Annotated in this window: 14 protein-coding genes; 9 read left to right on the top strand and 5 right to left on the bottom strand. The window is 72.5% G+C overall.

Annotated elements, in window-relative coordinates; all coding sequences use genetic code 11:
• Positions 1 to 1001: 1001 nt before the first annotated feature.
• From IE136_RS16910 to IE136_RS16900, 3 genes are all read right to left on the bottom strand, one after another.
• Positions 1002 to 3914 (bottom strand): glycoside hydrolase family 3 C-terminal domain-containing protein, encoded by a 2913-nt coding sequence (locus IE136_RS16910; protein WP_189600748.1) that lies wholly within the window; start codon positions 3912 to 3914, stop codon positions 1002 to 1004.
• A gap of 466 nt (positions 3915 to 4380) precedes the next feature.
• Positions 4381 to 5400, bottom strand: a complete 1020-nt coding sequence (locus tag IE136_RS16905) for a LacI family DNA-binding transcriptional regulator (protein ID WP_189600747.1) — start codon at positions 5398 to 5400, stop codon at positions 4381 to 4383.
• A 168-nt stretch (positions 5401 to 5568) separates the two neighbouring features.
• Positions 5569 to 6495, bottom strand: a complete 927-nt coding sequence (locus IE136_RS16900) for a universal stress protein (RefSeq protein WP_189600746.1) — start codon at positions 6493 to 6495, stop codon at positions 5569 to 5571.
• A 142-nt stretch (positions 6496 to 6637) separates the two neighbouring features.
• Between IE136_RS16900 and IE136_RS16895 the strand changes: the two genes are divergently transcribed.
• On the top strand, positions 6638 to 7561 hold the full coding sequence (locus IE136_RS16895) for a carbohydrate kinase family protein (protein ID WP_229818899.1): 924 nt from the start codon (positions 6638 to 6640) through the stop codon (positions 7559 to 7561).
• Between the two features lie 116 nt (positions 7562 to 7677).
• The gene (locus IE136_RS16890; RefSeq protein ID WP_158993076.1) at positions 7678 to 8274 is read left to right on the top strand and encodes an LURP-one-related/scramblase family protein; all 597 of its coding nucleotides are present in this window, start codon (positions 7678 to 7680) and stop codon (positions 8272 to 8274) included.
• Between the two features lie 47 nt (positions 8275 to 8321).
• Here the strand turns inward: IE136_RS16890 and IE136_RS16885 are convergent, their stop codons facing one another.
• Positions 8322 to 9713 (bottom strand): serine hydrolase domain-containing protein, encoded by a 1392-nt coding sequence (locus IE136_RS16885; RefSeq protein WP_189600745.1) that lies wholly within the window; start codon positions 9711 to 9713, stop codon positions 8322 to 8324.
• A gap of 234 nt (positions 9714 to 9947) precedes the next feature.
• On the opposite strand from IE136_RS16885, the gene corA reads away from it, so the two are divergent.
• A complete protein-coding gene (gene corA, locus IE136_RS16880) occupies positions 9948 to 11036 on the top strand; it encodes a magnesium/cobalt transporter CorA (protein ID WP_189600744.1) in 1089 nt (362 codons plus the stop codon).
• A 78-nt stretch (positions 11037 to 11114) separates the two neighbouring features.
• Here the strand turns inward: corA and IE136_RS16875 are convergent, their stop codons facing one another.
• Entirely contained in the window at positions 11115 to 12482 is a 1368-nt protein-coding gene (locus IE136_RS16875) for an NAD(P)/FAD-dependent oxidoreductase (protein ID WP_158993080.1), read from the bottom strand.
• 466 nt (positions 12483 to 12948) lie between these two features.
• On the opposite strand from IE136_RS16875, the gene IE136_RS35705 reads away from it, so the two are divergent.
• The 6 genes from IE136_RS35705 to IE136_RS16840 all read left to right on the top strand — a co-directional run bounded on the left by IE136_RS35705 (position 12949) and on the right by IE136_RS16840 (position 19905).
• Positions 12949 to 15606 carry a SpoIIE family protein phosphatase gene (locus tag IE136_RS35705; protein ID WP_229818898.1) on the top strand — a complete coding sequence of 886 codons (2658 nt, stop codon included), beginning with the start codon at positions 12949 to 12951 and terminating at the stop codon, positions 15604 to 15606.
• A 104-nt stretch (positions 15607 to 15710) separates the two neighbouring features.
• Positions 15711 to 17327, top strand: coding sequence for a carboxylesterase/lipase family protein (locus IE136_RS16860; RefSeq protein ID WP_189600743.1), 1617 nt, complete (start codon positions 15711 to 15713; stop codon positions 17325 to 17327).
• Positions 17328 to 17425: 98 nt separating this feature from the next.
• Complete coding sequence (locus IE136_RS16855) at positions 17426 to 17791, top strand: hypothetical protein (protein WP_158993084.1); 366 nt, start codon at positions 17426 to 17428, stop codon at positions 17789 to 17791.
• Between the two features lie 315 nt (positions 17792 to 18106).
• Positions 18107 to 18883, top strand: coding sequence for a hypothetical protein (locus IE136_RS16850; protein ID WP_158993086.1), 777 nt, complete (start codon positions 18107 to 18109; stop codon positions 18881 to 18883).
• Positions 18884 to 19102: 219 nt separating this feature from the next.
• Positions 19103 to 19312: a helix-turn-helix domain-containing protein gene (locus IE136_RS16845; protein ID WP_158993088.1), complete on the top strand. Its 210-nt coding sequence runs from the start codon at positions 19103 to 19105 to the stop codon at positions 19310 to 19312.
• On the top strand, positions 19312 to 19905 hold the full coding sequence (locus IE136_RS16840; RefSeq protein ID WP_189600741.1) for a Clp protease N-terminal domain-containing protein: 594 nt from the start codon (positions 19312 to 19314) through the stop codon (positions 19903 to 19905). The genes IE136_RS16845 and IE136_RS16840 overlap by 1 nt, the downstream gene beginning before the upstream one ends.
• Positions 19906 to 19955 lie beyond the last annotated feature (50 nt).

Below are 19955 nucleotides of genomic sequence, written 5' to 3'. Positions count from 1 at the left end.
CGCGGCCGCCCTCGCCGCGGCCGCCGCCACCGGCGAGGACCCGGTCGCACTCGCCACCGCCTGGGGGACGGGCCACGGTGAGACCCTGCCGTCCGTCGCACACGACGAGGAGACCTGGGAGCGGATCTCCGGCGTCCTGGACCGCGCCGCCCCGACCCTCCTCTCCTGACCTCCTTCGCACCCGGCGCCCTCACGCCCTTCCCACCTCCGAGGAACACGCTGGAGTTCACCGACGGCTTCTGGCTGCTGCGCGAAGGCGTTCCCGCCTCGTACGCCACCGGCGTACGCGATCTGCACCTGAGCGCGGCCCACTCCACCGCGTACGGCTCCGTGAAACGGGTCGAGACGCGCGGCGGCACCCTCAGCTCCGCTCTGATCACGGCTTGTCGCCGGCCGAGGGGGGTGAGCGGCCTCCGCCTCACGCCGGAAAGGCCCATCACGGTCCGGACTTCGCGCTGCCCGCGGACGGTCCCGGGACCGGGATCTCGGCCGCGACCGTACGCCGGGAGGGCGTCGTCACCGAGTTGTCCAGCGCCCCGCTCACCCTGCGCCCGGCCCGCGCCGTGCCCGGGCGCCGGATCGAAGAGTACGGGGCAGTCGCAGAACCACTCGTCATCCTGAAGATCCCAGACCATCCAGACCCTGGTGAGAGTCCGGCCGGTAAGACCACTCAGGCGGTGCCCGTGCTCCCGCGCGACGTCACTGGGACGGTTCGACCATACTGGTCGGTAGCCCGCGATCCCGAAATCGAGCATGGCGTCATGCTGCCAGGATTCCTGTACGCAACGCCTGCTCGAACGAGGTGGAGCCGGGGCCTGCGGTGGGGGAACCGGCCCCGGTCGGGCCGGCTGGACCGGGGGCAGGCGCCCGGTGAAGGCGCCGTGTTGTCGGCCGCCCGAGTCGTGGGGCTGAAGACCGGCGCGGACCATGCCCGGACATGACAGGGCCCGGCACCGGAAGGCGTCGGGGCCGGGCCCGTCGGTCGACTTCGGTTCGGACCCTCAGCCGGCGAAGTCGACCCGCGCGAGGCGAAGACGCCCGCGCAGCCTGATGTGGAGATCTCCGACGCCCCGCGCCACGATGCCGGCACCGAGCGTGGTGTAGTCGTACCGCCCGCCGGTCGGCGGGACGTCGAGAACGGCGAGGAGGGTGTGGCCGTCGAGCGACAACTCGACACGGCCCGATCCCGCGACCTCCACTGCCGCCTCGGTCGCTCCGTCGCCGAAGTCGCAGCGTCGGAACACCAATTCGCCCTCGGCGTCCGCCCCCGCGGGCGTCACGGAGTCGCCCGACACCTTCGTCCGGTCGACGATCTCCGTGCCCCTCTGCTCGTCGTAGTCGACGGCGGCGAGACCGTTCTCCAGGACGGGGCGCGGGGCGGGACCTACCCCGTCGAGCTCGATCGTGACCGACCGCCGCAGATCCGCGCTGGAGGCACCGGCCTGGATCTCGTACGGCCCAGGCTCCACCGTCCACCGGCCGTGCGCCACGTCCCAGAAGCCGAACGCGGCGCGCGGGATGTCGAACGAGAGCGTCTCGGAGGCTCCCACGGCCAGGTGCAGGCGGCGGTGGGCGAGCAGTTCCCGGTGTGGGCGCGGCACGGACGGGGCGAGCGCCCGCCCGTACACCTGCACCACCTCGTCCGAGGCGGCGCCGCCCGTGTTGGTCACGGCGCACGCCACTCGTATCGACTCCGCGTCGACCACGGCGTGCAGCTCCTCGTACCCGAACGAGGTGTAGGACAGGCCGTGTCCGAACGGGAACATCGGGGTGCCGTCGAAGTACAGATACGTCTGGCGGCTGCCCACGATGTCGTAATCGAGGAGGTCCGGCAGGTCGGCGTCGGAGGCGTACCAGGTCTGCGGCAGCCGGCCGGCGGGGGAGACGTCGCCGGCGAGGACCCTGGCCAGCGCCGTGCCCGCGGCCTGGCCGCCGTGCGCCGTCCAGAGCAGGGCCGGCAGCGCGGCGGCCGCTTCGGGAACGGCGTACGGGTACGCGGAGACCAGAACGAGGGCGGTACGGGGGTTGGCGGCGCGGGCCGCCCGCCACAGCCGCTCCTGATGGGCGGGGAGCGCGAGCGTCGTCCGGTCCTCGGTCTCACGGCCGCACAGGTGGGGGTCGTTGCCCGCCACCACCACGACCACGTCCGCCTCGGCTGCGGCCCGCGCGACCGCCTGCTCGCCCCGCTCGACGGTCTCGACCGTGAAGATCTCGGCCGATGCGCGGTCCGCGGCGACCGTCACGCCGTCGGCGGCAACACTGACGTATCCACCGGTCCCGACGTGCACGAGGAGGTGCCCCGCGTCATGGCCCCTCTCCCGCGCCTCGAACCGGAATGCCTCCTGGACGACCCAGCCCCCCGGCTGGTCGGCCGAGGCCCGGACGCGGCGGTCGTCGGCGACCGACAGATAGCGACCGTCCGGCGCGCGCAGCGTCAGCAGGCCGCCGCCCCAGTCGATCAACGCGAACTCCGAGCCCTCGGCGTCCGCGGTCACCGGCGGAAGGTCGGTGCGCCCGGCGATGAGAGCCGGGTCCAACGATCCCTCGTCCCCCGGCCCTTCGGCGCCGCGCGTCTCGGGGCCGAACCTCTCGTCGCCGGGCTTCTCCTCCCGGGCGTCACCCTCCGGCACCCGCAGCCAAGCCCCGGACGCGGTCTTCAGCCGCACCCGGTCCACGCCCTCCGCGAAGACGACGTGGTCGGCGCCGAACCGCTCGCGCAGCCCGTCCAGCGGAGTCGAGCGGTGCAGCAGGCTCCCGCTGTACCAGTCGAGCTTGCACGCGTCGCCGAGCAGCCCGACCACCGCGATCCGGGAGCCGGGGCGCAACGGCAGCAGCGGCTCTCCGTCCTCCGCCGGGCCGTTCTTGAGCAGCACGGCAGCCTGTTCGGCGACCTCTTGGGCCAGCGCCCGGTGCACGGGCGTGTCGAAATCCCGTTCGTCGGCGTAAGGATCGAGCCCGGGATCGAACTCGCCCAGGGCGAAGCGCACCGTCAGCTGACGGCGGACGGCGGTGTCGATGTCCGCCTGACCGATCAGCCCGCGCTTCAGGGCGCCGCGCAGCCGGGCCACGATCGCCGTGCTGTCGGTGCCGTGGTCCGTGAAGGAGTCCACGCCGGCGCGCAGCGCGGCGGCCGTCGCCTCCTCGTGGGTGTCGAAGTACTTCTCGGAGTCGACGATATTGGAGGGTGCCCCCGCGTCGGAGCAGACCAGCAGCTCCTGCTCCGTCCAGCTCCGCAGGTGCTCGCGCAGATGGGGCGAGAGATGGTTGGGGCGGCCGTTGACCAGGTTGTAGGCGGGCATCACACCGGCCACCGCGCCCGCCTCGACGGCGCCGCGGAAGGCCCGCAGGTCGTACTCGTGCAGGACGCGCGGGCGGACCGAGGCGGACGACGTGTCCCGGTCCGTCTCGTTGTTGTGGGCGAGCCAGTGTTTGAGGACGGGAGCCGTCCGCCAGTACGTCGGGTGATCGCCGCGCAGCCCCCGGGTGTACGCGACGGCGAGGGCCGAGGTCAGGCCCGGGTCCTCCGAGTAACCTTCCTCGCCCCGGCCCCACAGCGGATGGCGCAGCAGATTCACCGTCGGCGCCCAGACGTTGAGCCCGACCCGGTCGTCCTTGGCGCGCATCGCGCGGGCCTCCCGCGAGACGGCCTCGCCGACCCGGCGTACCAGGTCGGGGTTCCAGGTGGCGCCGAAGCCGACGGCCTGCGGGAACACGGTGGCCGGGCCCATCCAGGCGACCCCGTGCAGTGCCTCCTGGCCCGTGCGGAAGGCCGCGAGGCCGAGGCGGGGCACCGCCGGGGCGAACTGGTGCAGCATCGCGATCCGCTCGTCGGGCGTCAACCGGTCGAGAAGGTCGGCGACGCGCCGGGCGACGGGCAACGCCGGGTCACGGAAGGGTTGCCGTTCTGCGGTCACGTGCGAATCCCTAGGCAGAGGAGGGCGGATGGTCGTGCCACGTGCGGTCGTACCACAGGCGGCCGTACCGCGTGTGGTCGTACCACGTGTGGTCGTACCACGCGTTCGAAGCGCTTCGATGCTCTGCTCCGATCGAGGTCGTGTCAAGGCATGCGGCACGATCGCCTGGCGGCTTCGCTCGTCGGCGATGGCTCACACGGCGTCGCGCGACGAGGGGTGTCGAGAAAACTTCGTAGCGACCCCTGCTGGGCGGGTGGTGCCCGCTTGGCCTTCGGGCGATGCCGAAGCGCTTCGACAAGGGGGAGCTGCCGAAGTGCTCGCCTCCGGACGACGAGGTGGCCCCGAAGCCGAAACGGGTCTCCGAACGTCTCCTCGCCCATCCACCCCTCTGTGCCCTCGATCCACTTGAGGCCCGGCCGAATGTTCACGCTCCCGGGGGCCGAATCCGCGGTCGACAGCTCGATAGTCAACGACAGTTGACGTCAGGAGCCCACCCGGAGCTGTCCCGCACGGTCAGCTCGGGCGGCAGGAGGACGACCTCCTCGCCCGGGCGGCTCCGCAACTTGGCCATCAGCAGTTCCACCGCCCGCCGCCCGAGCTCCTGCGCCGGCACGGCGACGGAGGTGAGGCGCACGGAGGCCTGCGTGGCGACCTGTTCGGGGCAGACGGCGACCACCGAGACATCCTCCGGCACCGCCCGACCGTCCTGGCGCAGCAGGGCGAGCAGCGGCTCCACCACCGCCTCGTTCTGCACGGCGAACCCGGTGGTGCCGGGCCGTTCGTCGAAGATCCTGCCGAGCGTCCCGACGAGGGAGCCGTAGCCGCCCCCGCACGGCCGGTGCAGCACGCTGATTCCGTGCCGCGCCGCGCGGTCGCGCAGCCCGGCGAGGGTCCGCTCGGCGAAGCCGGTGTGCCGTTCGTAGACGCCGGGCGCCTCGCCGATGACGGCGAGTTCCCGGTGTCCGAGCTCGGCAAGGTGGTCGGCGCAGAGCGCGCCGGTGGCCGTGAAGTCGAGGTCGACGCAGGTGAGTCCCGAGGGGTCGGCGGGCAGTCCGACGAGGACCGCCGGTTGCCCGCCCCCGCGGAGCAACGGAAGGCGTTCGTCGTCGAGTTGGATGTCCATCAGGATCATCGCCTCGGCAAGTCCGCTGCCGGTGACGCGTTGCACGGCGGCGGGGCCCTCCTCGCCGGTGAGGAGGAGGACGTCGTACCCGTGGACACGGGCGGTGGTGGCGACGGCGATGGCGATCTCCATCATCACGGGCACGTACATGTCGGTGCGCAGCGGCACCATCAGGGCGATGACGCGTGATCGACTGCTGGCCAGGGCTCTGGCGCCGGCGTGAGGGTGGTACCCGAGGTGTTCGATGCTGTCGCGGACGCGCTGCCGGGTGACGGCGGAGATGGAGCGCTTGCCGCTGAGGACGTAGCTGACCGTGCTGGCGGACACTCCGGCGTGCCGGGCTACCTCGGCAAGGGTGACCATCCACACTCCCGAGGTGTAACAAGCGCTTCGACGAAGGCGTGTGGGAATCGTCCAGCTCTGAACAGGAAGACCGTATCCGCGACAAGGGGTATGTCCCGGTTTCTGAGCGAATCAGCGAAGCGCTTCGACGGGCGTGAGGAAGGGTGAGGAGCCACAGGTGCACGGCACTCAGCGGGAAGCGGGACGAGCGGTAGGGACGACGGCGACCGGGCAGTGGGCGTGGTGCAGGACGGCGTGGGCAACCGAACCCAGCAGGAGCGACTCGACCCGGAGCCGGTGGTGGCGGCCCACCACGACGAGGCCCGCGTCGCGCGAGCCGTCGACGAGCCGCCCCGCCGCGTCCGCCGGAACGACCGTGGGGGAGACCTCGACGTCCGGGTAGCGCGCGACGAACGGAGCCAGCCGCCCCTCCTGCCGCCGTGCCGTCTCGCGGACGAGCTCCGGCACCTCATCCACGGGCATGGGCGGCGGGACCTGAAGGGCGGGCGCCGGCGGGCCGACCAGCATGACCGGTGAAGGCGGGAGCCGGTAGGCGGTCACCACTTCGAGGGTCACACCCCGCCGCCGGGCGTCCTCGAAGGCGAAGGCGAGGACGTCGTCCGACGTCTCCTCGACATGGAGCCCGACCAGGACCCGGCCCGCCGCCGCGTCGCTCTCCAGGGACCCCGCACGCGCCTCGTGCGGGACGACGACGACCGGGCACGGTGCCGCGTTGGCCAGCGCCCGGCTGGTGGAACCGAGCAGCAGGCTCGTGAAACCGCCCCGGCCTCGGGAGCCGACCGCCAGGAGCCGGGCGGCCCCGGCCACGCCGAGCAGGGCGCCGGTCACCGAGCCGTCCAGCGACTCGTACCGTACGGGCAGATCCTCCGCCCGGTCCTGGATCCACCCGCGGATGCCGTCAAGGACCGTGTCGGGGATGGCGGGGGCCTCGCCCAGCGATTCGATGCGGGCGGCGCCGAGCTGGAGCGCCTCCGGGCGCACATGCGCGACCAGCAGAGGAGCGCCGAGCCCTCGCGCCGCGCTCAGCGCCCATTCCAGCGCCCGGTGACTGTGCTCGGAACCGTCCACAGCCACGACAATCGACTTTTCGCTCATAACGGGATCATTCCAGGTGGTGGGCCGGTGCGCCGGTAAGTGACGCGGTCGGTGAAGCGATCGGTCGGGACGCGAGCCGGGACGGTGGGCCGGGAAGGAGGGCGCCTAGGCTGTGACGCGGCGGGACCCGAAAGGTGGAACGGTGAGTCAACAGCACGCGAAGTACGACCTCTTGGTGATCGGTGGCAGCGGCGTGGACACCGTCGTCCGTGTCGACGCCCTGCCCGTCCCGCTCGCCGACTCGGTCCATGTCGGTCCGATCGAGGAGTGGCCCGGCCACACCGGGGCGAACGTCGCGCTCGGCGCGCGGGCGCTGGGTCTGCGGGTGGCGTTCCTCGACTGCATCGGCGACGACCACACCGGCACGCTGGTGCGGGAGCGTCTGGCCGCGGGGGACGTGGAGTTCGACGCCGTCATCTCGCCCGCCGGCACGCGCCGGGCGGTGAACCTCGTGGACCGGGACGGGCGCCGGATGTCGTTCTACGACGCACGCGACCCCGCCGACCTGCGCATGCCGAGGGATGTCTACCTTCCCCGACTGCTCCGGGCGCGACACGTCCATCTCTCCATCATCGGCTTCACGCGTTTCCTGTACGACGACATCGAAGACCTGGGAATCCCCGTCTCCACCGACCTGCACGACTGGGACGGACTGGCCGACCACCATCGGGAGTTCGCGCTCCGCTCTGATCTCGTCTTCCTCAGCGCGGAGGGAGCCGGTGAGGGCACTACCGCCCTGATGCGCGAGATCCTTCGCGAAGGGCGCGCCCGGACCGTCGTCGCCACGGCCGGCGCGGACGGTTCCTACGTCCTCAGCAGGGACGGCGGCCCGACGCCGCACCACGTTCCGGCCACCGTCCCCCCGGCGCCGGTGGTCGACACCAATGGCGCGGGCGACGCCTACGTCTCCGGCTTTCTCTACGGCATGCTCGGGGGCCGGGACCTCCTGGAGTGCGCCCGCCTGGGCGCCGTGGCGGGAGCCCACGCCTGTACGGCACCGGGCTCCACCGCTCTGATCACGGCCGAGGGCCTGGAGTCAGCCGGGAGGGAGCGCGCCGGCGCCTGAGGACGTGGCGGCGGTCGAGCCGATCGTCTCGGGAGGGAACGACTTTCGATGACTGCGCCCGGTGCCGGCCGGGCGCGATCATCGGTGTGAAGTCGTCGACGAGCGTGGAGCGCATCGTGGGTCTCGAACAGTCGCAGCACCGCTTTCACATCCGTCAGAAGCTGACGCCGATGGCCAACCGGTACGTGGTCCACGCGGCCGGTCCGGACGGCGGCGAGGGAGAGATCGTCGCCTTCGCCCACCAGAAGCGGCTGGCCCTGAAGGAACAGATCACCTTCTACACCGACGAGTCGCAGAGACAGGTCCTCTTCACCTTCCGGGCCCGGCAGGTCGTCGACCTCGGCGCGACCTATGACATACACGCCGCCTCGGGAAGCCCCGTCGGCACCCTCCGCAAGGACTTCGCCGCCTCCTTGCTGCGCAGCACCTGGCACCTGCGCCCGGAAGGGTCGACGGCAGAGACGACGGGAGTCGAGCGCAACCGGGTCGTGGCCCTTGTGCGAAGGGTCTGGGACCTCATCCCCTTCACCGACTTCGTGCCGTTCGCCTGGCCCTACCACTTCGACTTCGCCACGTCCGGCCGCCCCGTCATGTCCGTGGAGAAGCAACTGGGCCTCCGGGACCGCTACGTACTCGACATAGCCGACGAGACGCTCGACCGCCGGCTGGCCATCGCCCAGGCCGTCGCCCTGGACGCTTTGCAGTCGCGCTGAGCGCACCGCCCGGGGCGGGCGGTGCGCTCAGCCTGACGGCCATCGCCCTACCGGGTCGCCCTGTCGGGGAGCAGCGACTCCGGTCGGATCAGCCGGTCGGGCAGCGTCAGCCCCGGACTCCGCGGACCCTGCTCACTCTGCGGACCAGCACGGCGGGCCGATGCGGCAGGCCCTGCCAGTGCGCCGTCGACGTGCGCGTACAGCGCGGCGGTGACGGGGTCCGGCAGCGGCTTGCCCTGCTCGTCGAAGCGCTGGTACTTCATCAGGTTGTATCCCACGGCGACCTGTCGACTGCCGTCCTCGGTGGAGAGCGCCCAGGTACCCGCACCGAAGACGGCGCCGTCGTGTCCCCAGTACCAGCCGCCGCTGGGCATCCGCAGCGTGTAGATGCCCAGGCCGTACCGCATCACGGGCTCCTCGCCCGGACGCGTCTCGTGGGCCGGGACGGTGGTCTTCATCGCGCGCAGCTGCGCCGGTCCGAGCAGACGGCCGCTGAGCAGCGTGCGGTAGAAGTCGTTGAGGTCGCTCGTCGTCGAGACGAGGGCGCCGGCGGTGCCGGCCCAGGACATGTCGTACACGCTGTAGTCGCGCGGCGGGTCGATCAGGCCGAACATCGACTCGTACATCCCGGCGTGCGGGCCCCGGATGTACGGGGAACGGGGGAAGTAGGTGTGGCGCAGACCGGCTTTGCGTATGACGTTCCGGGTGAGGTACGCCTCGGGCTCCTGGCCCGTGACCCGCTTCAGGAGCAGCCCGGCGAGGATGTAGTTGGTGTTGGAGTAGGCATGTGTCCCGAGCGGCTTGGCGGGCGGGGCTGCGAGCCCCAGGCGGACCAGCTCCTCCGGGGCGAGATGGCGCGAGCGGTGCTCGTCGAGGACCTTGCCGGGGTTCTCCACGATTCCGGGGAAGGCGGGCAGGACGTAATCACCGATGCCACTGGTGTGGTTGAGCAGCATGCGGACGGTGATCTGCTGTCCGCGCTCGCCGGGGACGAGGTCGGGCAGATAGCGTCCGATCGGAGCGTCGAGGTCGACGCGGCCCGCGCCGACCTGCTGGAGCACGCCGACGGCGGTGAAGGTCTTGGTGATGCTGCCGACCCGGTGCTCGAAGTCGGGCCTCATGGGCCGCCCGGTGTCCATGTCCGCGACACCGGTGGCGCCACGCCACCGCGCGGAGCCGTCGCGGACCGAAGAGTAGGCGCCGTACATGCCCGCAGCGTGGAAGGCGTCCAGCGAGGCGCGGAGCGCCGCACGGTCGAGGGAAGGGCCCGCGAGAGCGGAGGCGGGGGAGGGGGCGGGGAAGGGGGAAGAGACGGCCGCCTGTGCGGGTAAAGCCGCCGCCGAGAGGGCGAGCACGGTCGCCGCCGCGACCGCGGAGAGGCGTATGCCGCGCAGCGCGGCTGAGGAGGCGGGGGAGAAGGTCGGACGGTGCGAAGACATGAGGAACCTGGTTTCGTCGACAGTGCTCTGGTCACGCGCGTTCGGCGGTGATCACATCCTCGCCTCGCCGTCCTGGCCCGCCCTCCGCCTTCAGAAGGATCCCGTGCACAGGAAGACGTGACATTTGTCAGGAGTGGCGTCCTTCGACGGCCGTGGCGCCGGCCCCCCGGGGCAGGCTCCCGCGTGCGGGGCACGCGGTGGCACACTGGCCGCTGATCGTCCTGAGGAGCCCACGTGCCGATAATCCGCAACCTCCGGCGCACCGTCCGCCGCGCCTACCGCCGGACCGTCGACCTGAGTCACCCGGCGCGCTCGCCGCTCGGTAGCGCCGTCGTCAACTGCGTGTTGTACGAGGACGGGGCGCGGCAGCAGGGGGCGTGCCCCGCGCAGGAGGCGGTGGGACGGGTCCGCAAGTCCGGCGACGGCTTCGTCTGGATCGGTCTGCACGAGCCGTCGGTGGAGGAGTTCGCCGGGCTCGCCGAGTTGTTCGGGCTCCATCCGCTGGCGGTCGAGGACGCCGTGCACGCCCATCAGCGGCCGAAGCTGGAGCGGTACGACGACACGCTCTTCGCCGTCTTCAAGACGGTCCGCTACGTGGAACACGAGGAACTGACCGCCACCAGCGAGGTCGTGGACACCGGCGAGCTGATGGTCTTCACCGGTTCGGACTTCGTCATCACCGTCCGGCACGGCATGCACGGTTCGCTGGGTCCGCTGAGGGAGGCGCTGGAGGCGGACCCGGAACAGTTGGCCAAGGGGCCCGCGGCGGTGCTCCACGCCATCGCCGACCATGTGGTGGACGACTACCTGGCGGTCGCCGACGCCGTGCAGAACGACATCGACGCCGTGGAGACCGCCGTCTTCAGCGAGAACTCCTCCCGCCACGACGCCGGCCGGGTCTACCAGCTCAAGCGGGAACTCCTCGAACTCAAGCGGGCGGTGACCCCGCTCGACCGCCCCCTGCAGACGCTGGCCTCCCAGCCGCTGCCGCTCATCGGCGCCGACATTCAGCCGTACTTCCGTGACGTCGCGGACCATCTGTCCCGGATCACGGAACAGATCACGTCGTTCGACGCGCTGCTCGACTCCATTCTGCAGGCCCATCTCGCCCAGGTGACCGTCGCCCAGAACGAGGACATGCGCAAGATCACGGCCTGGGCCGCGATCATCGCCGTGCCGACGATGGTCTGCGGGGTGTACGGGATGAACTTCGATCACATGCCGGAGCTGCGCTGGACCTACGGCTACCCGCTCGTGGTCGGAGCGATGGCCGCCGCCTGCTTCCTGCTCCACCGAAGCTTCCGCCGCAACGGCTGGCTCTGACGGGGACGCTCACCACCGGCCGCCCACAGCGGCGGACGGTCGCCGTCGGCTGCCGACGGCGACCGTCCCACCTCGCCGTCAGCCGTGCGTGGTGCGCAGGGAGGCGATGTGCTTCCGCACCTGTTCGGGCGTGAGGTAGGCGTCGGTGTACTCGAAGTCCGACAGGGTCCCGGACTTGGACGCCAGGAATCCCGTACGGACGAAGTCGTCGCCTGCCACGGCGTTGAGCAGCCAGTTCGTCATCACACGGGCCTTGGCGACGTTGGTGCGCAGCGCCGCCCAGTGGTAGGCGCGTGCCACGGCCTGGGCGGGCATGCCGTGCAGTTCGACGCCGAGCGGCTTCGAGACGCCGTCCTTGCCGCCCAGGTCCACCACCAGACCGAGATCCTTGTGGACGTACGGGTAGGTCTGTTCACCGCGCAGGGTCGCCACCAGATTGTCGGCGACCTGCCGTCCCTGGCGCTGGGCGTGCTGCGCGGTCGGCGGGCAGATCGCGCCGTCCTCCTTCTTGGCCAGGTCCGGGACCGCCGCGGCGTCGCCGAGCGCGTGGACGCCGTCCAGACCGGGGACGACCATGTCGGCCCCGACCACGAGGCGGCCCCGGTGCGTCTCCGCGCCGAGCGTGCCGATGAGCGGGCTGGCGGCGACACCGGCCGTCCAGATCAGGGTCCGGCTGGGCAGCACCCGCCCGTCCGTGAGGGTCACGTTGTCGGCGTCCACGGAGGCCACCGACACGCCCAGCGAGACCTCGATCCCGCGACGGCGGAGAATGTCGAGCGCGGCGCGGCCCAGCTTCTCGCCCAGTTCAGGCATCAGGGCGGGCGCGATGTCCACCAAGTGCCACTTGATCAGCTTCGGGTCGAGGCGCGGATAGCGCTTGATCGCGTTGTGCGTGAGCCGCTGCAGACAGGCGGCCGTCTCCGTCCCCGCGTATCCGCCTCCCACCACCACGAACTGCAGCCGCGCCGCCCGCTCGGCCTCGTCCTGGCTGGCGTCGGCGAGATCGAGCTGCGCGATGACGTGGTCGCGGATGTAGACGGCCTCTGCGAGCGTCTTCATGCCCCGCGCGTGTTCGCCCAGACCGGGGATGTCGAAGGTACGGGTCACGCTGCCCGGCGCCAGGACGAGATGGTCGTACGGCTCCACGGTGTGCTCGCCGGTGATGGTCCGCACGACGCACACCTTCGCCTTGGCGTCCACGCCGACGGCGCCGCCCGGGATGATGCGGGTGCGGTGCCGCTTGCTGCGCCGAAGCGACAGTGCGACCGACTGGGGGGTCAGCACCCCTGCCGCGACCTGGGGCAGCAGCGGCAGATAGAGCTGGTACGAGAACGGCGAGAGCAACGAGATCTGCGCCTCTCTGCTGGTCAGCCGCCGCTCCAGCCGTCGTACGCAGGCGACTCCGGCGAAGCCGGCACCCACCACGAGAATCCTCGGTCGCGTCACGGTTCCCGCCCTTCCGGTTCGTCGGTCCGTGGAGTACGTCTACTCCGGAAGAGCCGACTCACTCCTGGAGACCTGACTAACCCCGAGAACCGATCGGAAACCCGGATTGCCCGCCGAAGGGGTGACGCCGCCCCCTGGGCCCCTGGGCCCCTGGGCCGTGTCCGTGAAGTGCCGTCTGGCCCGCGGTGTCTGGCACGCACGTTCGCCGCGTTGTCCGGATCACCCGAGTACGCCCGGTACGAGGGCGACCCTCCGCTTGCGATCGCACGCACCGGACGCCGCGGGCCCTGCCCTGCGGGCGGACGGCGCTACTTTCCGGACACGACCTGGCGCCTGCGAGGCCCTGCCGTCAGCGAAGCGGCCCGCTGCCTTGCGCCCGGTCGCCGCGAGCAGCTCGACAGTATTGCTGGCACAGTGTGCTAAAGGGATAAAAAGGGCGGGGGTGCGAGAAACGGAGCCGACGGCCGTGGGGAGACCTGAGGGCACAGCCAGTACCGGGCGAGCAGCGGCGTTCGGCGTCCCGGACTCCGCCGTTCTCCTCTTCGACGGGAGCGGTGTCGTCGTCGGGCGCCCTTATGCCGCCGAACGCCTGCTCGGCCGCCCTTCGTCCGAGCTGCGCGGCCGGCACGTCACGTCCCTGCTGATGCCGGACGACGCCGCCCGCGTCCCGGGGATCGCCCGGAGCTGCGCGTCCCGGGGCGGCTGGTCGGGGGTGCTCTTCGCGCATCGCCGGGACGGTCGCGGCGTGGCCGTGGACGTCACCGTCCTCCCGCTGCCGGCAGAGACGGGCGGAGCGCGCTGGCTGGCCCTGGCCGTGGGTGCGTCCCCGTCCCGCCAGTGGACCATGGGGCCCGCCCTGCTCGAACGGATGATGACCCAGTCGCCCGTGGGGATGGCGCTCGTGGACACCCAGCTGCGGTGTGTGTGGTCGAACACCGCGCTCGAGCACTTCGGCGGCGGGCCAGTCGAGCAGCGCCGCGGCCGGCGGCTCGGGGAGATCCAGCCCGGCCTGGACGCCGAACTGCTCGAATCGAAGATGCGGCAGGTGCTGGAGACCGGAGAGCCGGTCATGGGGTACGAGCACGTGGGCCGCACCCGCGCGGACCCGCACCGCGACCACGCTCACGCGATGTCCTTCATCCGGCTCGACGACGACGACGGCCGTCCCCTCGGGGTCTGTTACTCCGTCGTCGACATCACCGATCGCCATCGGGCGCGCCTGCGGCTCGATCTGATGGCCCGGGCCAGCGAGCGCATCGGGCGCAGCCTGGACGTGATGGGAACGGCCCAGGACCTGGCCGAAGTGGCGGTACCCGGCCTGGCGGACTTCGTCGCCGTCGACCTGCTGGACTCCGTGATCAGAGGCGCGGAGCCGTCCCCGGGGCCGACGGCGGGTGCCACGGCCGCACGGCTGGTGCGCGCGGGCCGCCTGAGCGCCGGCGGCGAGGCGCCCGAGACGGCGCTGGAGTCGGGGGAGACCGCCGCCTACCGGCCGTGGTCGCCCCAGATCGGTTGCCTGGCCCACGGCACGTCCTGGCGTGCCACCCGACTGGACCCCGCCACGAGGGACGCGGCGACCCCCGAGCGACCGGCAACCCCCGAGGGACCGGAGACGCCCGCATCCCCGGCGACGCCCGTCTTCCCGGCGACTGCCGCACCGACGGCAACGCCCGAACGCGTGCCGAAGTCCGCTCCCGTGCCGGACTCCGCCCCTCCGCCCGAGTTCGGCGAGGCGTCTCACGAGCCCACCGAGGCTTTGGAGCCGAGTGCCGCCGACCTGTCGAGGACGCGCACCGAAGAGGCCGTACCGCACACGGCGATCATCGTGCCGATCCTCGCTCGAGGCGTCACGCTCGGCGTGACCACGTTCTTCCGCTCGCGACGCGACGAGGCCTTCGACGAGGACGATCTGCGCCTCGCCGAGGAACTCGTCGCGCGGGCCGCCGTCTGCCTCGACAACGCCCGCCGTTACACCCGCGAGCGCGCCGCCGCCCTCGTCCTGCAGCGCAGTCTCCTGCCGCACGGAGTGCCGCCGCAGGAGGCGGTCGAAGCGGCCTCCTTCTACCGGCCGGCCGACGAACTGTCCGGGCTCGGCGGCGACTGGTTCGACGTCATTCCGCTCTCCGGAGCCCGGGTGGCGCTCGTCGTCGGCGAGGTCCTCGGGCACGGCATCGAGGCCGCCGCCACGATGGGGCAGCTGCGTACGGCGGTACGGACGCTCGCCGACCTGGATCTGTCGCCCGAGGAACTCCTGGCCCACCTCGACGACCTCGTCATCCAGGTGACACAGGAGGGACATGAGGCCGACCCGGGCGGCGTGTCCGGCCCCGGGGCCGTCGGAGCCAGCTGCCTCTATGCCGTCTACGACCCCGTCGGTCTGCGCTGCGAGCTCGCCAGCGCCGGCCACCTCGCGCCCGCCGTCGTCACGCCCGACGGCACGGTCGCCTTCCCCGACCTTCCGCCCGGCCCCGCCCTCGGCCTCGGCGGACTGCCGTTCGAGTCCGTGGACCTGCCGCTGGAGGAGGGCAGCGTGCTGGCCTTCTACACCGACGGTCTGATCGCCGCACCCGGCGCGGGCAAGGAGGGCCTGCGCCGCGCCCTCACCGAACGCGAACTGCCGCTCGACCAGCTCTGCCGCAGGATCGTCGACGAGCTGGCGCCCAGCAGGCCCTACACCGACGACGCCGCGCTGCTGATGGTCAGGACCCGCAGACTGGCGGCGAGCCACGTCGCCGCCTGGGACCTGCCCGCCGATCCGGCCGTCGTCGCCCGCGCCCGCCTGATGGCCGCCCGCCAACTGGGCACCTGGGGACTGGAGGAGCTGGCGTTCACCACCGAACTGGTCGTCAGCGAGCTCGTCACCAACGCCATCCGGCACGCAGCCGGGCCGATCCGGCTGCGCCTCATCCTCGAACGCACCCTCATCTGCGAGGTCTTCGACGCCAGCAGTACCTCGCCCCATCTGCGGCACGCCCGCACGACTGACGAGGGAGGCCGCGGACTCTTCCTGATCTCCCAGTTCACCCGGCGCTGGGGCACCCGTTACACGGCCGAGGGCAAGGTGATCTGGGCTGAGCAGCCGCTCGATCCCGACGACACACCCGCCCGGACCAGCGGCGACTGACCGCCGCGCGGGCCCCCTTATTCGATTGCCGCGTCCCCGCTTCCGTGCGAGCCTGTGCCGCTGCCGTCCGGACACGCCGACGGCGAGACGAGGGAGTTCCGCCTGTGGGTACGGCAGCCGCCGACGAGACCGTCACGACGAAGCAGGGCACGGTACGCGGCAGGAACGTCGACGGACTCCGGATCACCCTGGGCATCCCCTACGCCGCCCCGCCGTTCGGCCCCGGACGCTTCCAGGCGCCCCGGCCCGCAGAGGCCTGGGACGGGGTACGTGACGGCACGCGCTTCGGACCGGTCGCCCCGCAGTCCGCCGAGCTGCCCGGCGCTCCGGTCTGGCGGCCGGGCCAGGAGGACGTCCTCACCCTCAACGTCTGGTCCCCGGCGGACGCGCCCGGGCCGCTGCCCGTCCTCTTCTGGATCCACGGAGGCGCCTACACCTTCGGCTCCTCGGCCCAGCCCGACCACGACGGTGCCGCGCTGGCCCGCGCCGGCCTCACCGTGGTGACGTGCAACTACCGGCTCGGCTTCGAAGGGTTCGGCCATGTTCCCGGCCGTCCCGACAACCGCGGGCTGCTCGACCAGATCGCCGCCCTCGAGTGGGTGCGTGACAACATCTCCGCGTTCGGTGGCGACCCGGACAACGTCACGGTCGCCGGTCAGTCCTCGGGCGGTGGCTCGATCGCCTGCCTGATGAGCACCGGGCGGGCCGAGGGCCTCTTCCGCCGCGCCGTCGCGCACAGCGTGCCCGACGCCACCTTCCCGCCCGCCCTCGCCGCGGCCCTCGCGCAGCAGGTGGCGGCCGAGGCCGGCGTCGCGCCCACCGCCGAGGGCCTGCTCTCGGCCACACCCCAGGCTCTCGTCGAGGCCTCCGACCGCGTGGTGGCGCGGTACGCCTCCGATCCCTCCTCGGGTCCCCTGCACTACGACACCGTCATCTACGGCCCCGTCCTCGACGACGCCCTGCTGCCGAAGGATCCGGTCGACGCCCTGGCGGCCGGCAGCGGCGGGCGGGTCGACCTCCTGGTGTGCCACGCCACCGAGGAGTACTGGCTGATGCACGAGGTCGGCAGCATGCCACCCGTGACGACGGAGGAGGGCCTCGCCCGGTTCGCCGCCGACTACGGCCTGCCCCCGGACCTTGTCGCCCGGTACCGCGCGCACATGCCGGGGGCGCCGGTGCTCGACGTCTACCTGGCGCTCGCCGGGGACGCCCTGTTCACCACCCACACCGTCCGCCTCGCCGAAGCACATGCCCACGCCCACGCCCACGGCAGTGAGGGCGGCCGTGTCTTCCTCTCCCGCTTCGACCGCCGCCGCGGACGTCCCGACGGCAGCCGCGTGCGGGCCTGGCACGCCGCCGACGTGCCCTTCGCCCTCGGCACCCTCGACGCCGAAGGCGTCGACTTCCTCACCGGCGGCCCCGCCGACGAGGACGACCGGGCCCTTTCGCGGCGGATGGTCCGCGCGTGGGCCGACTTCGCGACCCACGGCGACCCCGGCTGGGCCCCGCTCACGGACCCGTCCGCCCCCACGGTCCACGTCTGGGACGTCCCCGCCGACCGCGAGGAGGGCGCGAGCCCGGCGCACGCCCTGTGGCGCGGCCTGCGCGCCGCGCCGCTCCCGACGCCGCCGCTCCCGACGCCCCCGCTCCCCTCGTCACCGCCCTCCGCGGACGGCGCGCGCCCGCACCCGGACGAGGCGTCCACGACGGCCACGGGATAATCACAGGGGTCGCGCCGACCCCGGGTCGCGCGCCCTCGGAACGACGAAGCACCCGACAGGCCGGGCCCCGTGGCGGCGCGGCGGAGATGGAGACCCCGATGGACGTCCAGCACTTCGAGCGCATCACCGCGTTCATCGAGGCCCGGCTGCGCCCCCTCTTCGACCCCGAGAACGGCAGCGACCACGGATTCGGCATGGACGACACCTCCCGTGCCCTGCGGGCCCTCCTCGGCACGGTGAAGGCGGCCGCGGCGGTCAAGGGGCTCGCCGATCAGCGGGCGGCGGCCGACCCCGCGCTGCGCCACATCATCGACCAGGCCCTCGAACACAACTGGGACGTCCTGCGCGGTGTCGCCCGCAATTGGGAGGACCACCCCGACTTCGTCCGGGAGTTCAAGCGCCACGCCTGGGAGCTCGACGAGACCCCCGCCGAGGCCGCCGCCATCACCGCGGTCGACAGCTGACCGCTCGTCATGGAGTTTCCGGCCTGGGCGCGGCACGGGCCGAGGAACCGCCGGTCAGGCCCGTCGTCGAGGCGCGTGGGACGGCGACACCGACGGCTGGACGGTCGACCGGCGCTGGTGACCGAGGCCCCGGCCGCCGAGCAAGCCCGCCGACGAGCCTTCCTGGCAGGCGTTCCGGCCGCGTCCCCGAACGCCCGCCCCGCTCACGCCGGCTCTGCCCCGGTCGGGTGAGTGCGGGGATCCTCCGACAGGGTCGGACACGGATCGGGTACGTATCGCCGCGTTGCCTTCCCCAGCGTCGGAGGATGCCGTCCCATGTCCGCCAGGAAGGGCCGCCCCGGCCCGCGTGTGCTGACCGCCGCCGTGTGCGCGACCCTCGCGCTCGTCGGTTACATGAACGTCTCGTCCGAGGAACCCGCACCGCGCCCGAGCCCACGCCCCGCGGCCCAGAACACGGGTGCCGCGGGCCCGTCCGCGTCGGCCGCGCCCGTCCCCGTCCCCGCCGCCCTCCCCGGCGTCGGCCCGCTCACCCGCACGAGAATCCCGGACGGCACGACGCAGGCGCTCGTGGTGACGGGCGGCGACCGGAACTCCAACACGGCCACGGCGATCCTCTACGAGCAGGACGCGACGGGCCACTGGCGCCGCGCCGCGGGACCCTGGGCGGCGCACAACGCGCTCCGAGGCTGGACGACCGACCACAGGGCGGGTGACCTGCGCACGCCGACCGGCGTCTTCGGACTGGGCGACGCGGGGGGCCGGCTGCCCGACCCCGGCGCCCGGCTGCCCTATGACCAGGACGAGGAGTTCGCCACGTCGGGCGTCGGCTTCCTCGGCGAGCCCCTGGAGGGATCCTTCGACTACGTGGTCGCCATCGACTACAACCGCGTCCCGGGACGGACTCCCCTCGACAAGAACCGCCCCCTCGGCCTGGCGAAGGGCGGCGGCGTCTGGATCCACGTCGACCACGGCGGCCCTACGCAGGCGTGCGTCTCACTTCCCCGTGACGACATGCGCGAGCTGCTGCGCGCGCTGAGCCCGGACCGGGAGCCCGTCGTGGTCATGGGGCCGGCCGCCGACCTCGCCCGGTGACCCCGCCGCGCCGCCCGTCACCAGCGGCGGCCTGAAGGGACAGCGCGGCTACTTCACCCGCGACGAGCACGGGACGGTCGCCGGAGTCGACCTCGCGGGCCGTCTCTTCCAGCGCGTTCCGATGGCCTCCTGACCGCTGACCGCCGACCGCGGGCCGTTGACACCCCCTCCTTGTCAACCAAGGTTGACAAGGAGGGGGTGTCAACGTAGGTTGACATCATGACCGATGCAACCGATCTCGCCGAGCGGGCGGGCGACCGCGACCCACGGGTCGGACTGCGCGCCGTCTCCGCGCTGCGGCGTCTCCTCGAACAGCTGGAAGCCGTCCAGGTGCGCAGCGCTCGTACCCAGGGCTGGTCGTGGCAGGAGATCGCGGCCGAACTGGGCGTGAGTCGCCAGGCCGTCCACAAGAAATACGGGAGGCATTGATGTTCGAACGATTCACGAAGGGCGCCCGGGCGGTGGTGACCGGAGCCGTGACGGTGGCCGAGCGCGAGGGCGCCCCGGTGGTCACCGAGGAGCATCTGCTGCTGGCGCTGCTCGACGCCGAGGGCACGAAGGCGGCCTTCGCACTGCGCGCCCTGGGGGCGACGGACCGGCGGGCATCGCTGGAGGAGGCGCTCGCGGCGGCCCGCCGCCGGGGCGGCCTCTCCAAGGCCGACACGGACGCGCTGGCGGGGCTCGGCATCGACGTGACGGAGATCGTCGCGCGGGTCGAGGAGGCGCACGGCCCGGGTGCCCTCGCGGACGACCGCGAGGACCGGACCCGGCGCTCGGGGCGACGGCCGTTCACCCGCGAGGCCAAAGGGGTGCTGGAGCAGTCGCTGCGGGTCTGCCTCGGCCGCCGCGAGAAGTCGATCGGCGACGAACACCTGCTGCTGGCCCTCACGGCCCGCCCGGGCGTCGTCGCCGAGACCTTGGCGGACCACGGCGTCACCTACGCGGCGGTGGAAGGCACCCTCGGCCGGAGTCAGAGCCGGAGCCAGACTCCGGGCAGGGGTCGGAGCAGAGGCCAGGGATAGCGCGGACGGAGGCCGGCCCCTCACGAGCCGGCCCCCGCCTGTGCGCAACC

This window comes from Streptomyces lateritius (assembly GCF_014649715.1).
GTDB classification, from domain to species: Bacteria; Actinomycetota; Actinomycetes; order Streptomycetales; family Streptomycetaceae; genus Streptomyces; species Streptomyces lateritius.
The sequence above is the reverse complement of the archived record's forward strand: the minus strand, read 5'-3'. Positions and strand labels throughout refer to the sequence as shown.